General features: G+C 30.4%; 12 protein-coding genes. All 12 read right to left on the bottom strand.

What is annotated here, in order from left to right:
• Positions 1 to 48: 48 nt before the first annotated feature.
• Positions 49 to 3,189, bottom strand: a complete 3,141-nt coding sequence (gene polA, locus FVE75_RS06140) for a DNA polymerase I (protein WP_147005692.1) — start codon at positions 3,187 to 3,189, stop codon at positions 49 to 51.
• A gap of 413 nt (positions 3,190 to 3,602) precedes the next feature.
• Positions 3,603 to 4,040 carry a hypothetical protein gene (locus FVE75_RS06145; RefSeq protein ID WP_021743260.1) on the bottom strand — a complete coding sequence of 146 codons (438 nt, stop codon included), beginning with the start codon at positions 4,038 to 4,040 and terminating at the stop codon, positions 3,603 to 3,605.
• A 134-nt stretch (positions 4,041 to 4,174) separates the two neighbouring features.
• A complete protein-coding gene (locus tag FVE75_RS06150) occupies positions 4,175 to 4,819 on the bottom strand; it encodes an HIRAN domain-containing protein (protein ID WP_006803752.1) in 645 nt (214 codons plus the stop codon).
• Positions 4,820 to 4,926: 107 nt separating this feature from the next.
• Entirely contained in the window at positions 4,927 to 5,907 is a 981-nt protein-coding gene (locus FVE75_RS06155; protein WP_147005693.1) for an NAD(P)-dependent oxidoreductase, read from the bottom strand.
• A 103-nt stretch (positions 5,908 to 6,010) separates the two neighbouring features.
• Positions 6,011 to 6,739 (bottom strand): HAD family hydrolase, encoded by a 729-nt coding sequence (locus FVE75_RS06160; protein ID WP_147005694.1) that lies wholly within the window; start codon positions 6,737 to 6,739, stop codon positions 6,011 to 6,013.
• A gap of 155 nt (positions 6,740 to 6,894) precedes the next feature.
• Positions 6,895 to 9,555, bottom strand: coding sequence for a preprotein translocase subunit SecA (gene secA / locus FVE75_RS06165; protein ID WP_147005695.1), 2,661 nt, complete (start codon positions 9,553 to 9,555; stop codon positions 6,895 to 6,897).
• A gap of 86 nt (positions 9,556 to 9,641) precedes the next feature.
• The gene (locus tag FVE75_RS06170; RefSeq protein ID WP_232052467.1) at positions 9,642 to 10,019 is read right to left on the bottom strand and encodes a hypothetical protein; all 378 of its coding nucleotides are present in this window, start codon (positions 10,017 to 10,019) and stop codon (positions 9,642 to 9,644) included.
• 151 nt (positions 10,020 to 10,170) lie between these two features.
• On the bottom strand, positions 10,171 to 11,475 hold the full coding sequence (locus FVE75_RS06175; RefSeq protein ID WP_147005696.1) for a thymidine phosphorylase: 1,305 nt from the start codon (positions 11,473 to 11,475) through the stop codon (positions 10,171 to 10,173).
• Positions 11,476 to 11,731: 256 nt separating this feature from the next.
• Positions 11,732 to 12,772 carry a BMP family lipoprotein gene (locus FVE75_RS06180; RefSeq protein ID WP_147005697.1) on the bottom strand — a complete coding sequence of 347 codons (1,041 nt, stop codon included), beginning with the start codon at positions 12,770 to 12,772 and terminating at the stop codon, positions 11,732 to 11,734.
• A 186-nt stretch (positions 12,773 to 12,958) separates the two neighbouring features.
• On the bottom strand, positions 12,959 to 14,173 hold the full coding sequence (locus FVE75_RS06185; protein ID WP_147005698.1) for a saccharopine dehydrogenase family protein: 1,215 nt from the start codon (positions 14,171 to 14,173) through the stop codon (positions 12,959 to 12,961).
• Between the two features lie 214 nt (positions 14,174 to 14,387).
• Positions 14,388 to 15,020 (bottom strand): DUF421 domain-containing protein, encoded by a 633-nt coding sequence (locus FVE75_RS06190; RefSeq protein ID WP_147005699.1) that lies wholly within the window; start codon positions 15,018 to 15,020, stop codon positions 14,388 to 14,390.
• Between the two features lie 55 nt (positions 15,021 to 15,075).
• On the bottom strand, positions 15,076 to 15,519 hold the full coding sequence (locus FVE75_RS06195; RefSeq protein ID WP_147005700.1) for a DUF3290 family protein: 444 nt from the start codon (positions 15,517 to 15,519) through the stop codon (positions 15,076 to 15,078).
• Positions 15,520 to 15,626: the final 107 nt, after the last annotated feature.

Consider the following 15,626-nt stretch of genomic DNA (forward strand, 5'->3'; position numbering starts at 1 on the left):
ATTAGTCAAATATATAATATATATTTCTATCATATATAAAATATATAATTACTTTAATAATCCCCAATTTTTAGCCACACTTCCATTAGCTTTTAACGGAACTTTCTTAAATTTAACCGTATTTTCCATAATGTTTTCTATTTTTTTCATATATTCCTTAGCAAATTCATCTCGAACTTCAAAAATCAGCTCATCATGAACTTGAAGAAGCATTTTTATATTTTCATCATTTTTAAATTCCTCATGAAGTTCAATCATAACTTTTTTTATAATATTTGCCGCTGTTCCCTGAACGACAGTATTTATCGCCATTCTTACAGCCTGTGCCTGTACATTTTTATTTGTTGAATTAATTCCGCTAATGTATCTTCTCGTACCGTAAAAAGTTTCTACAAAACCGTGAAGTTTAGCCGTTTCTGTTACAATATCCAAAAATTTTCTAACTCTCGGATATTCCTCGAAATATGTCGTAATATATTGCGAAGCCTCCTGAACTGTAATTCCCAGTTCCTTTGACAATCCAAACGGCGTTTTTCCATACAGGATACTAAAATTAATTACTTTTGCAATACTTCTCTCATGCCGTGAAATCTCATCTTCTTCGGTTTTGAAAAATATCTTTCTTGCCGTTAAGTCATGCAAATCCTGATTATCCTGATACGCCTTTACTAAATGCCTGTCTTTTGACAATTCAGCCAGAACTCTCAATTCAATTTGTGAATAGTCAAATGAAATCAAGCTATGCCCTTCCTTTGCGACAAAACCAGTACGAATCCTTATTCCATCATCTGTTCTCACAGGAATATTCTGTAAATTTGGATTTGCTGACGAAAGCCGTCCAGTAGATGTACCATTTTGATTAAAAGTCGTATGGATTCTCTCCTCTTTATCTGCCAGTTTTGGAATTGGCTCAATGTATGTTGACAATAATTTCTTATAAGCCCTGTATTCCAGCAACTTTTTCCCAATCATCCGTTTATCTTCTGTCAATTCTCCATTATTTGCAATCATTTCCAGAACTTCCACATTTGTTGAATATCCAGTTTTTGTCTTTTTACCTGATGGAATCTGTAATTTTTCAAACAAAACTTCTCCTAATTGTTGTGGTGAATCAATATTAAATTCCCTATCAGCAAGTTTATAAATATCGCTTTGGAGCATATTTATCTTTTCTTCCAGCTCATTCTGGAATTCACTGAAATATTTTTTATCAATTTTTATTCCAGTTTCTTCCATTTGTGCCAATACTGGTATTAATCGACTTTCTAGCTTGTCAAATATATTTAAGAACTGCTCATTTTGTAATCTATTTCTAAAAATTGTTTCCAATTTATAAATAAAAAACGTTCTCTTTGATAAAAACTCACAAATCGCATCATCAGAAACATCGCTAAAATCCTTCTTTCTTCGTTCCTTTTTAAATTGCTCCTCAAAAGTTGCAATCTCAACACCGAACTCATCTAGAATTATTTCCTCAATTTCTTGTAAACTTTCCGTTCCAAGTACATATCTTGCAAGCAAAACATCAAAGTATTCCGTGCATTTTATCCCGAATCTCTCTTCATTTACCCCATAAGTTTTTCCACCAACAGAATATCCAAAATACTCACTTTCCCCACTTTTCATATACTCTTTCACATTATAGGCAATAATTTCTTTCTCACGTAATAATTTATAAATATCCTCAATATTTTTTTTATTATCTTCCTTTTCATCAGTATTCTCACCTAAACTGAACAAGTTAATTTGAACTCCAGCTCCTGATTTTTCGTGATTTTCATTTTGTAAGATATTTTTCAATTCACTATCCAAAAGCACAATATTCGTTTTTTCATCACAAATAGAAAGTCCAAGCATATTCTCAAAAATTGCTACTTTTTTATCCATTTTCTCAATCACAGAATAAGCATCATTCCAGCTCACAACTTTTCCATAATTTTTCTTAAAATACACTTTTTCATCTTTAATTTTCTTGGTTTTTTCAGTTTTCTGATTTTCTAGTGCGGTCTCTTCCTGCTTTTTCTTCTGAGCCTCGTATTCCATTGCCAATTTTTCTTTTAAAACTTGAATTTCATCAATTTTTTTGTCTATTTCTGAATTATGCTCATACTCTACATGCTCATAAAAATGTGAAATTCCATCAAAAATCGGATTTTCATTATCATACTCCAATTCCTGCTTTTCAATTTTTTCTCTTTCAAGTCTCTCTTTTTCCAATTTTTCTTCAGTAATTTTTTTATTTTTTTCTAAAACTAACTTCTCTTCTTCAGTAAGTTCCTTCTGATTACCATTTTGCAAGAATCTTTCCTTTTCTTCTTCCACAGCTTTAGAAAATCTTTTAAAATCAAGTTCTTCATAAAGTTCCAAAAGGCTGTCAAAATCCTTTTCCTCAAATTTCAATTTCTTTTTATCATATTCAATATCAAGTTCTCGCTTCACAGTTGCAAGTTCCCGACTTATAAAGGCATTTTCCTTATCACTCAGTAATTTTTCCTTCTGTTTTCCCTTTATTTCGTCAATATTTTCGTAAATTCCTTCCAAATTTCCATAAGTCGTAATAAGTTTCACTCCATTTTTAGGCCCAATCCCAGCAACTCCTGGAATTCCGTCCGACTTATCTCCCATAAGTCCAAACAAATCAGGAATCTTATCAGGCGTAACTCCCAAATATTCAACTACATCTTCATTAGTCTTTATATGTTTAAATGCAGAATTTTTATCCCCTTTTCCAAGCAAGGCAATGTTAATTTTTCCATCTACAAGCTGTGCCAAATCCTTATCCCCAGTTATTACAAAAACCTCAATCTGCTCATCTTCATCATTAGAAAATTTAGTGGCAAAAGTGGCAATAACATCATCCGCTTCCTGCCCATCCTTCTTATATTTCGGAATTCTATACCCATCCAATACCTTCATAATAGTATTAATCTGCATAACCAGTTCTTCAGGCATACTTTCCCTATGTGCCTTATACGTTTCCAGCTCCCCAGTTCTATCCAGCTCACTTCTTTTCACATCTAGACAAGCCACTAAATAATCAGGCCTAAACTCCCTAATCACACTTTCCAGCGTATTAATAAACCCAAATGTTGCTCCAGTAGACATTCCGTTACTATTTCTCATTCCCATTAGTGCAAAATGACTTCTATACATAATCGCACTCGTATCCAATATAACCGCTCTTTTCAACTTAATTATTCCTCATTTCTTTTTTTAATTTTAACAATATTTATATTTATATATTTTACCATTTTTTACATTTTTTCTCAAATTTAATATGCATTCAATCTCTCTTATATTTATCCCTATTTAAATGGAAAATAATCTAATATTAAATCTCATTATAAAATAGAAACTATCATTAAGGACAAAACATTTTAATTCTTTACTACTATAGTATGTAATTCAAAATTTATTAAACATCAGCTATTTAAAAGGGAATAGCATTAATAAAAAAATAACCTCTAATCCTAGATAAAATTTAGGAAAAAAGAGATTATTTTTACTTTTATATAATTTTACTTACAAAAATTTTCCAAAGTTCAAAAATGCTTTTATATTTTTGATATATTTTAGAATTTTCAAAATTCTAATTCACTAAACTAGGCTTCCTGTGTTGCATATCCGCCTTCGATTGCCACTTCCTTCACCTTTTCCTTCTTCTGTTTTATTTTTAGTGAAAAAGTTCCAGTTCCAGCTTGATTTCCATATTCCTCAATATAATCAACTACAAATACGTTTGTCATATCGATTTTTCTTACCATCTGTCCTGCTGAAATTATTTCAAGACTGGCTTGTCTGTAGGCATCGCTTGCTTCTGATGGTACTAACGACCATTGTGCTACTTTTCTTGTGTCGTCTTCTGTATCGCCATTTGCTGCTGCCAGTATTTTCCCACGAATTTCCAAGATTACTCCCAAGTCCGTTGCTCTCGCATTCGAGTCATCGGGCGTTTCAGAAATGTATTTTACATCCAGAATGCTTTCCTTATCAAGTAAAATTTCATTTTCTTGCCCTTTTACACTCAATCTGAATCCCATAATTATTCCCCCTCTTTTATTTTTGACAATTAAATAATAGTACTATTTTTTAAATTAATTTAATTTTAATTATCTAGTATTATTTTACATCAAAAACATTTATTTGTCAATATTATTTTTTAATTTTTTATTAATTAATCTACAAGGTAAATTTTAAGAGCTATCTCCTCATCATAAGGAATCGGTACTGCGATAAACTTTTTCCCAGCATCAATCATTCTTGCAATAATTTCACTTTGGTTTTTCGGCAAATATCCAACTTTTTCCTTTTTGGAATTATACATAGCGACTGCATTTAGCGAAATGCCGTTAAATTCACGAAATAAATCCAATTGAACTTCATCTTTAATTTTAATTGCAAAATTTCTGATATATTTAGCTCCTTCCAAATAAGTATCCAGTAAAAAGAGCCTTTTTGATTTTTTTGTATATTTATCAATTAATGTTTTGGCATATTCAAACATCATTTCCTTGCCAAGCCTAATTTTTTCCTCACGTCCATTATTTTTCTGAATAACAAGCACTCCATTCCCGAAATTAAACTCATTTATCATATAATTACTTTGATTTTTCAAAAGTTCAAAATAATCCATCATTTCTTCAAAAATCATAATTTCCTTCTGATTAATCTGGAAAGATCCTTTTTTTAGCTCAACTGAAGTATTTTCAATATATGAATAATAAAATCTCCCATCTGGAAAAATTTCAATTTCATAATTTCCTCCATAATAAAGTCCATCAAACTCAAGTTTTATCCCGCTAAAATTATTTATTAACATTTATCTTTCACCTCTTTCACCTTTCTAGTAAAATTTTTTTGTAAAAAGCATTTCTTAAAATATTAGTCTAGTACAGAATTTTCTGTAATATTTTTGAAAAGCTTTCCCTATTTTAAGCCTTCCAGTCTTCCTTCAAGAAACAATTTTAAATTTTTCTCAACATCGTCCATCAGTTTTATCATACTTTTTTCAGATTTCCAAGCAATATGCGGTGTAATTAAAATATTATCCAGCTGAAATAATTTAGAATTTTTTTCAATTGGCTCAACACTTGTAACATCAATGGCCGCTGATTTTATTGTTTTATTTTTTAGTGCAAAATACAAATCTTCCTGATTTATTACAGGCCCTCTTGCAAGATTCAAAATTACCGCACTTTTCTTCATTTTTTTCATTTTTTCAAGATTTATAAGATTTCGTGTTGAATCAGTCAGCGGGACATGAAGTGTCAAAATATCGCATTTTTCAAGCACTTCATCCAAATCATAACGTAAAAATCCATCTTTTTCAATTACAGAGCCAGTTTTTGCATTATCTTTTTCAGTATTCTTCGCAACCATCACTTCCATTCCCAATATCTCTGCGACTTGAGCGACTCTCTTACCAATATTTCCAAATCCTACAATTCCTAATATTTTTCCATTCACATCGTCTATCGGATATTTCTGATAATCAGGAACAGTAATATCCATCCATTTTCCATCCTTAACTTCATCATAATATCTATTAACAGGTGTCAATCCGTTCAATAAAAAAGTAATCGCAAGCTGTGCCACAGAATTAGTCGAATACCCCGAAACATTTGCCACTTTTATCCCAAACTCATTTGCGCTTTTCACATCAATATGGTTAAATCCTGTCGCTGTAACAAGTATCAATTTAAGTTTTTCAGCCTTCTCAAATTGCTTTTTCCGCAATTTTATCCGGGTCGTTATTACAACATCCACATCCTTTATTCTTTCGTCAATTTCGCTAGAATCAGTATCTCCATACTCAATATATTCACCATATTTAGAAAATCTTTCTTTCAAATTAATCGGCCCAGCTGTAACTCTGTCTAAATAAACTATCTTTAAATTTTTATCCATGATTATCATCTTTTCTTTAATTAATTTAATTTTTAGATATTTACAAAAAGTTATTTTATCAAATTATATTTCTGATTGAAAAATATATTCGTTTAACGTCAATTTATATAATATCCACATCTGCTTTTAATTTATAGATAACATCTTTTCTTTCTACAACTATCATTACTTTTTCCTTCAATTCTTTATCTCTTTTTATTTTTTGAAGTAATTTTTTAGCAGGATTTATAGCAATGGCGTTTCCTACGTTTTTAAACATTGTCAGATCACCAGTTGTATCCCCATAAGCATATGATTTTGTCAAATCTATTTCGTACATTTTACAAAAATCTGCTATTGCTTTTTGTTTACTTTTGGCATCCCACATTGGAGTTACTTTTCCTGTAAAAATACCATTTTCATTAACTTCATAAATAGAGGCCTTATAATCTTTAACTCCATACCTTTCAGCCATTTTGCTTACAAGAAAGTCTGGACTCCCAGAAATAATTATAACTTTATGATTTCTTTCTTTGTGATACTTTAATCTTTCACGTGTATAGCGATAAACCTTGTCACCTTTTAGCTCCATTACCCTTTTAGCAATAAAATCCATATCCTCCTTGCTAAAATTCTTTAGAGCTTCCATATAAGTCTGTACAAGTTCATCAAGATAATCGTCATAATCCCCAGTTCTATTTTCCCATTTAGAAAATTTTTCTTTAACTTTCCCTTCCCAAGTCATCATATCAATATATTCATACTGCACAAGCATCTTAAAATGCTCAATTAGCAAAGAATCTCTATAAATTGTTCCATCTATGTCAAAAAAGGCCGCTACATTTTTATTCATCCGCATTCCCCCTTATTTAGTTTCAATATTTTTTATTATTGTTATATTTTAACCTATTTTTCTTAGAATTTCAAATAAAATAATAATTATATAAATAAAAAATATGGTATAAATTTTCTTAATACCATATTTTTAGTTTATCAGATCAAAAAGTATTATACATTTCTTCTTTCACGTTCTCTTCTTTCTCTTCTTGAAAGTGGACGTTGTGAGTCATTTGATGTTCTATCTGAAACATCATCTCCTAACATTTCATTTTCCTCATGCTCATATCTTACATTTGAAACTTCTTCATGTGTCAAGTTATTTGTATCTTCCTCGCCACGAACTCTTAGTTTTAATATAAATGAACTTGTCTCACGTTTTATTGCATCAATCATTTCATTATAAATATCAAAAGCGACAATTTTATAGTCATGAATAGGATTTCTCTGTCCATAAGAACGTAATCTTATTCCTTCACGCAATTCTGTCAAATCTTTCAAATGCTGTCTCCATTTAGTGTCCAATACTTCCAGCATAATATATTTTTCAATTCTTCTAAAGACTTCCTGTCCTATTGCTTCTTCTTTTTCATCATAAATTTTTATCAAGTCATCATAGACTTTATTTGAAATTTCATCTGCACTAGCATTTTGTAAATCTTCTGAAATTTCATATTCAAATGTTTCATAAAGCTTATCAGACAATAAATTAAAGTCTTTTTCACCATTTCCTTCACCCACATAAGCTGAATTTACAATGTCATCTACAGTATCTGAAATCATATTTGTAATTAATTCTTTCAAATTCTCATTTTTCAAAATAGCGTCTCTTTGTTCATAGACAACTTCTCTTTGAGTATTATTTACATCATCATATTCAATAAGACTTTTTCTTGATGAAAAGTTTCTGCTTTCAATACGTTTTTGTGCATTTTCTACAGCTTTACTGATTTGTTTATGACGAATTTCTTCATCTTCGTCAATTTTTAACATTTTCATCATGGCTTTTAGTCTATCTCCACCAAACAATCTCATTAAATCGTCATCTAATGAAAGATAAAACTCTGATGTCCCTGGATCTCCTTGACGTCCAGCACGCCCTCTCAACTGATTATCTATACGTCTGCTTTCATGTCTTTCTGTTCCTAAAATAAACAATCCTCCAGCTTCGATAACACGTTTTTTGTCTTCTTCACATTCTTTTACATAAGTTTTGTATACATCTTCATATTCAGGTGTTCCTTTAACAGCAACTTTTGTTGCGAAAGATTCTGCATCTCCACCAAGTTTTATGTCTGTTCCACGACCAGCCATATTTGTAGCGATTGTTACTGTTTTGAAACGTCCAGCCTGTGCAATAATTTCAGCTTCTCTTTCATGATGTTTTGCATTTAATATTTCATGCGGTATTCTTGCTTTTTTTAGTAAAGCTGATACTTCTTCTGAATGCTGAATTGAAGCTGTCCCGACAAGGACTGGCTGCCCTTTTTCATAAAGTTCTTCTATTTTTCTTGCTATTGCTTTATATTTAGCTTTTTTATTCATATAGATAACATCTGGCAGATCAACTCTGGCAACAGGTCTATTTGTAGGTACTACAATAACTTTTAGATTATAAATTTGTTTAAATTCATCTTCTTCTGTTTTTGCAGTCCCCGTCATTCCTGACAGTTTTTCATACATTCTAAAATAATTTTGTAATGTAATTGTTGCAAGAGTCTGATTTTCTCCAGCAACTTCCAGTTTTTCTTTTGCTTCAATCGCTTGATGCAGCCCATCTGAATAACGTCTTCCTTCCATAAGACGTCCTGTAAATTCATCAACTATGATAACTTCATTATCATCATTAATAATATAATCCCTATCTAGCTTAAATAACTCTTTTGCTTTCAAAGCCTGTGTCAAGAAATGCGTAAGTTCAACATACTCTGGTGAATACAAGTTATCAATTTTTAATATTCTTTCAACATTTTTTATTCCTTTATCAGTAATTGTAACTGTGTGCGATTTTTCGTCAACTTCATAATCTTCCCAGTCTTCATCAGGAATTACAGTATTTTTTTTGTCTTTAATTTCTTCTGTCTTGTAACTTCTCTTAAGCACTTTTGCTACTTCAGCAAAAGTATTGTACCATTCTGTAGTTTCTTCAGCAGCTCCTGAAATAATAAGTGGCGTTCTTGCCTCATCAATTAAGATTGAGTCAATCTCATCGACAATAACATAATTATGTCCACGCTGAACTTTTTCTTCAAGTTCTCCAACCATGTTGTCTCTCAAATAATCAAATCCAAATTCATTATTTGTTCCATAAGTAATATCACAGTTATATGCCTCTTTTCTTTGCTCTGGGGTAATATTTCCAACAACTACTCCCGAAGTCAATCCTAGAAACTCAAAAAGTCCTGCCATAATATCTCTATCCCGTTTAGCAAGATAGTCATTAACTGTTACGACATGCACTCCTTTACCAGTCAAAGCATTTAAATAGATTGGAAGTGTAGCCATCAAAGTCTTACCTTCCCCTGTCTTCATTTCTGCAATGCTTCCTTTGTGAAGAATCATTCCACCGATGAGCTGAACATCATAGTGACGCATTCCCATAAGTCTTTTTGAAGCTTCTCTAACTGTTGCAAATGCTTCCACTAATATGTCATCTAATGTTTCCTTTTCTAATCTTTTTTTAAATTCTGTTGTTTTATGGCTCAATTGTTCATCTGTCAATTTCGCAAAAAGTGGTTCAACTTCATTGATTTTATTTACCAATTTTTGCATTTTCTTTATTTCTCTATCATCTGATGTTCCAAATATCTTTTCTCCTATTTTCTTTAACATTTTATCTTTCCTTTCTTTATTTATTTTTATAGTTTATAAAATATTTGGCATTTATTCCCGTATTCTCAAGTTATTTTCATTTCTTTTCATAAAAAAACATAAATATTCTGATTATTTTTAGAAATTTTATCTATTTTTTGCCAATTTCCATCCCTAGAAAATATAATATCCTGATTTTTTTCTAATGATAAAAATAAATCATTGTTTTGTTTCTCTTTTTCTTTTCTTTTTCCAATTTTTTTCAATTCCTGTGCCAACTGCTTATTATCTCTGCTCTTGAATTGATTGATTTTCACAATTAAATCGTAAATGTCCTCATGGCTTAAATTATTTTCATCTACAAAAATACTTAGTTTACGACTAAAAGTAGGGGTTCCCGCTAAACTTGAATAAGTCATCATAAAAATAATACAAGTCATTACAAGCATTACACTTTTTCTTTTATCTATAACTATTTTTCTCACTCCTAAAAATTTTAATATTTTAAATTTATTAAAAATCTATTTATTATATCATTTATTATGTTTTTGTCTATTACAAAAAGTGCTTTTGACAGAACAAAAAAATTAAAAATTTAATCTTAAAAATTCTATCAAATGCACTTAAACTTTAATATTATTCTATTATTTCAAAAATTGCCTTTGGCTCTTCAACTTTTTCTGATGTTATTACAAATGCATCTATAACCATATTTTTAGATTCGTTCACATTTTTATCATCATTATAGTAAATTTCAGCAATTTTTTCATTTTTTCCTATTTTTTCTCCAACTTTTCTAAAGATATTTATTCCAACTGCATGGTCAACTTCATCTTCTTTTTTAGCACGACCTGCACCAATAATCATTGCTGCTTTTCCAATTTCTTCTGTTTTTATTTTTTTTATATATCCTTCATTTTTAGAAAAAATTTCCATTACATAGCTGGCTTTTGGAAGTAGTCCATAGTCATTTATAAGATCTTTGTTTCCACCGCTTTCTCCGATAAATTCTGATAATATCTGTAATGCGCTTCCATTTTTTATTACTTCATCAATTTTTTCCTTCGCTTTGCTAAGTTCTGCTACTTCACCTTTTTCTTTCAAGGCAAGTCCTGCAATTGTATAAACGACTTCTTTTACGTCAGAAGCACCATTTCCCTTTAAAAATTCAATTGCTTCTATAATTTCGTTTGCATTTCCAATTGCATGCCCAAGCGGTTCATCCATATTGCTAAGTACAACCTTAACTTTTCTTCCAGCACCTTTTCCAATTTCAATCATTCTTTCAGCCAATTTTTTAGCTTGCCCCAAATCTTTCATAAAGGCTCCATCCCCAACTTTTACATCAAGAATTATAACATCTGAATAAATTGCTAATTTCTTACTCATAATACTGCTGGCAATTAACGGAATACTTGGAACAGTTGCAGTCACATCACGTAAAGAATACAGCTTCTTGTCAAGAGGGACTATCTTGTCGCTGTATCCCATCAGCCCAACTCCAGTTTTATTAGCAATTTTTACAAGCTCCTCTTTTGTCGTTGAAAACTTGAATCCTTTAATTGACTCAAACTTGTCAATTGTTCCTCCAGTATGCCCAAGTCCTTTTCCAGATAACTTTACATTTCCCATCCCAAGTGCTGATAAAATAGGGGAAAGTATTACTGTAACCTTATCTCCAACACCTCCTGTACTATGCTTATCCACAAGAAATCTATCTATCTCATCAAATTTTATCACATCTCCAGAGTCTCTCATTACCATTGTAAATTTCAACAGTTCTTCCTGTGTCATATCATTAAAGTAAACTCCCATAAGAAATGCTGACATCTGATAATCAGGAATATTTCCAGTCAAATATTCATTTAATAAAAACTCTATCTCTGTATCAGATAGTTTAAGGTTGTCACGTTTTTTCTCAATTATATCAACTGCTCTCATAAAATCATCTCCTAAATATATTGATATTATTAAATTCCATTTTAAAAATTAAAATCTTTTTATTCCAATTTCAGATTAATAGTTTAATAAAAATTTTAAGGTAAAGAATAAAGAAAAGATAAAAAGGTTGCAAAAGAATGGCAATCAATCAATTTCCACTCTCAAACAACCATTTATTATTGTACTGAGTATTCAAATAACTTATTTTAGTAAATTTTTACACTTTAATTTTTATGTTTTATTTTTTGAAAAATAATTATAATGCAGGTTTTACTTGAATTTTACCATCTTTAATGTCTTGTTTAATTTGTTCAAGACGTTTGATGTTTTCTTCTCCAATTTTATCTTTTGTAAATTCAAAGTTAGTTGTTCCTACTCCATTTTCCTTGATTCCAAAAACTTGTAATTTTGCTTCAAATTTTCCATCTATAGTAGATTTTACAACATCAAATACTGCGTTATCAACATATTTCATCATAGATGTCAAAATTATTCCTGGATACAAATTATCTTGGTTAGAATCCACACCAATTCCATAAACATTTTTTTCTTTAACTGCTTGGAATACTCCTAGTCCACTTGCTCCAGCAGCATGATAAATAACATCTGCACCTTGTTGAATTAATGTTTCAGTTTTAGCTTTTGCTGATGCTTGATCGTTAAATGAGTTAGTTCCACCAATATATACAGGTAAAACTTTGATATCTGGTTTTACATATTTTGCACCTTGTGTATACCCTGCATAGAATCTCTTAATTAGTTCAGATTCGTTCGCACCCACAAATCCAATACTTCCTGTTTTGTCCATCATTCCAGCCAATGCTCCTACTAAGAATGATCCTTCTTGTTCTTTAAACAAAATAGAAGCAACATTTGGTAGTCCATTTACAGTTTCATCAATTATTGCAAATTTTTGATCAGGGAAAGCCTGAGCTACTGCAACTAATGAATCTTTCATGCTGTATCCAACTGCTATAATCAAGTCAAATTCTCCAGATTCTGCAAATTGTGTTAAAGCATTTTTTGCTTCTGTTGACGGGTCTTTTGGCTCATATTCTTTAAACGTGATTCCTAATTCTTTTTGTGCTTTCTCTAATCCTCTGAAAGTTGCATCATTAAATGATTTGTCACCTTTACCTCCAGTAGAATACACTACTGCAACCGCTTTTTTAGAATTTGTCGCATCTGCAGATGTTTTACCATCTTTTACCTGCTCTCCTGTAGCTGGCTTATTTCCACAAGCTACGACTAACATTAATGCAAAAATTACACTAAAAATTGTAACAATTTTTTTCATTTTCTCCTCCTATAAAATTTATATTTTTTTCATACTTAATTATACCCTATTTTTTTAAATTTTAAAATACTATCTTCACAAATTTTTTAAAAATTTTTATAAAAAAAATCAAATTGCTAAAAAATATAAGATCTAACATCTTTCAGCAGTCTGATTTTTAAAAATTTATTTTACTGTAATATTTTTTTAATCAACCAATGTCGGGTTAAAATCTTCAAGCCAAGGTAGTCCAAATTTATTTAATGCTTCCATAAATGGATCTGGATTCATTTCTTCTACATTAAACACTCCTGGCTTTTTCCATTCACCAGTAAGTACCATTGCAGCTCCAATCATCGCAGGCACTCCTGTCGTGTAAGAAATCGCTTGTGAGCTAACTTCCTTGTAACATTCCTGATGATCGCATACATTGTATACATAATAAGTTTTTTCTACGCCATCTTTTTTACCTCTAAAAATATTTCCAATGTTTGTCTTACCTTTTGTTCTAGGCCCAAGCGAAGCTGGATCAGGTAATACTGCTGTTAAAAATTGCAATGGAACAATTTTCTTTCCTTCAAATTCTATTGGCTCAATTGAAGTCATTCCAACATTTTCAAGCACTTTTAAGTGAGTCAGGTAACTTTGTCCAAAAGTCATAAAGAATCTAATTCTTTTAATACCTTTAATATTAACTGCAAGCGATTCTAATTCTTCATGGTGCAGTAAGTACATATCCTTTTCACCAATTTGTGGGAAATTGTATACTCTTTTAATTTCCATCGGTTCTGTTTCTACCCATTTTCCATCTTCCCAGTAACTTCCATTAGCTGTCACTTCTCTAATATTAATTTCTGGATTAAAGTTTGTTGCAAACGGGTAACCGTGATCTCCTGCATTTGCATCAAGAATGTCAATGTAATTTATTTCATCAAAATAATGCTTTTGTGCATATGCTGAAAACACTCCAGTAACACCTGGATCAAATCCACTTCCTAAAATGGCAGTAATCCCAGCCTTTTCAAATTTTTCCTTATACGCCCATTGCCATTTATACTCAAATTTGGCTGTGTCCAAAGGCTCATAGTTTGCTGTATCCAAATAATCAGTCTTAGTTTCAAGACAAGCATCCATAATTGTCAAATCTTGATATGGCAAAGCCACATTTATCACAATATCAGGCTTATATTCATTAATCAATGCCACTAACTCAGACACATTATTTGCATCCACCTTTGCAGTTTGAATCTTAATTCTTCCAGCATATTTACTTTTTTCAATTCTTTCCTTGATTTCATCGCATTTTGCCTTTGTACGGCTAGCTATCATAATTGAACTAAATACTTCCGAATTTTGTGCACATTTGTGACATACTACATTTGACACTCCTCCAGCCCCGATTACTAATGCTTTTTTTCCCATTAATTTTCCTCCTCAATATAAATTTATTCTTCTAAATATTATTTCAAAATTTTTCTAACCAGTTATTTTCAATAATATCACTCTATTTTCCTTTGTTCATATTATACTGTAAAATCTTTATTCTGTAAATTACTTTTTTTTACTTTTTTCTATTCTGTATACAAAAAATACCCAGGCAATATCACACTACTGTCTGAGTATCTTTTATTTAAAATTATTTTCTCACAATAAAAAGTTTATCATCGCCATCATATTCAACTAAAAAAATATCATTAATATCAGAAACATTATACTTTGCAAGTTCTTCCAAAAGCCATTTGTCATCTTTTCCAATATGTTCAAGATTTTCTTGCAGAATTTTTCCTTCCGAAATTAGTAAACTTGAATAATTTTCATCATTTTTTTGTATAACAATTAATTGTCCATTTGATTCCATAAATGCATCTTCAATCTCCGATACTTTGAAAATCCCTTTTGTTCTTAATTTCGTATAGAAATCAGGAATAGAAAGAGTTGCCTGAGCAAAATTTTCCGTTATCATTTTTCCGCCTTTTATTAAGTATACAATTTGCCCGTCTATCATTTTTTTTACATTTTTGTTTGAATTTTTTAGAAAATCTATTGTTGTCATTAACAGTCCCCATATTAACAGTACTATTAAAAACTGAACTATTGTTATGCTCGGATTGTAAATTACACCACCAATGATTCCCCCAAGAACATAGTTTCCTATCTGATCTTCTGTTGAAGTCGGTGCCAGCTGGCTTCGTCCGTTTAAATTCATAAATACTACTAAAGCAATAAATCCAATTGTAAGTTTTATCGCTACAGGAATTATAAAATCCAAATTACATCATCTCACTTTCTTTATTATCTTTCCTTTTAAAAAATAAGAAATTTCGCTATTCTTTAAATGTTTTAATTTCATCTACGTAAGGAACTGTCATTTGTTCAACCAGAATATTATTGTCTACCCAATGAATCTGATAAAACTTATCCCTTATTTTATAAACTGTATGTTCTGTTATTTCGGGAGTATTTATAAAAATCTCATTTTCTCCAACTTTAAATTTTTCCGCCAGTTTTTTTATAACGCTTGCTGAATTTTTATAAACTTTTTCTCGATTATTATTAGCTCTGTAATTTTCAAAATGATATAATCCAAATAAAAAAATAATCATTAAACCAAGCATGCTAAGCTGCTTATCTCTCAAAGAAATGCTCCCTTTAAACCATTTCCAGAATGCAAATAACACAAATGCAATTACAAAAATAATCATAATAAGAAAAAACTTGTCAATTACAATCTTTTTATTTTCCAAATAAATAAAATTATAAAATTCCATATTTCTATCATTTTCTCCTTTCCAAACAATTAAAATAATAGGAATTATATCATTTTTTTTTTGAAAAGTGAATATTTTTTTAAAGTTTAACTTAAAATATTTGTGCT

The organism is Leptotrichia hongkongensis, from assembly GCF_007990635.1.
In the GTDB taxonomy this organism is placed as follows: Bacteria; Fusobacteriota; Fusobacteriia; order Fusobacteriales; family Leptotrichiaceae; genus Leptotrichia; species Leptotrichia hongkongensis.

Excerpts from the sequence above, each read along its gene's own strand:
- FVE75_RS06185 (WP_147005698.1), bottom strand. The coding sequence starts at position 14,173 with ATGGGAAAAAAAGCATTAGTAATCGGGGCTGGAGGAGTGTCAAATGTA.
- FVE75_RS06155 (WP_147005693.1), bottom strand. The coding sequence starts at position 5,907 with ATGGATAAAAATTTAAAGATAGTTTATTTAGACAGAGTTACAGCTGGG.
- FVE75_RS06180 (WP_147005697.1), bottom strand. The coding sequence starts at position 12,772 with ATGAAAAAAATTGTTACAATTTTTAGTGTAATTTTTGCATTAATGTTA.
- FVE75_RS06175 (WP_147005696.1), bottom strand. The coding sequence starts at position 11,475 with ATGAGAGCAGTTGATATAATTGAGAAAAAACGTGACAACCTTAAACTA.
- FVE75_RS06150 (WP_006803752.1), bottom strand. The coding sequence starts at position 4,819 with ATGTTAATAAATAATTTTAGCGGGATAAAACTTGAGTTTGATGGACTT.
- secA (WP_147005695.1), bottom strand. The coding sequence starts at position 9,555 with ATGTTAAAGAAAATAGGAGAAAAGATATTTGGAACATCAGATGATAGA.
- FVE75_RS06195 (WP_147005700.1), bottom strand. The coding sequence starts at position 15,519 with ATGGAATTTTATAATTTTATTTATTTGGAAAATAAAAAGATTGTAATT.
- FVE75_RS06160 (WP_147005694.1), bottom strand. The coding sequence starts at position 6,739 with ATGAATAAAAATGTAGCGGCCTTTTTTGACATAGATGGAACAATTTAT.
- FVE75_RS06145 (WP_021743260.1), bottom strand. The coding sequence starts at position 4,040 with ATGGGATTCAGATTGAGTGTAAAAGGGCAAGAAAATGAAATTTTACTT.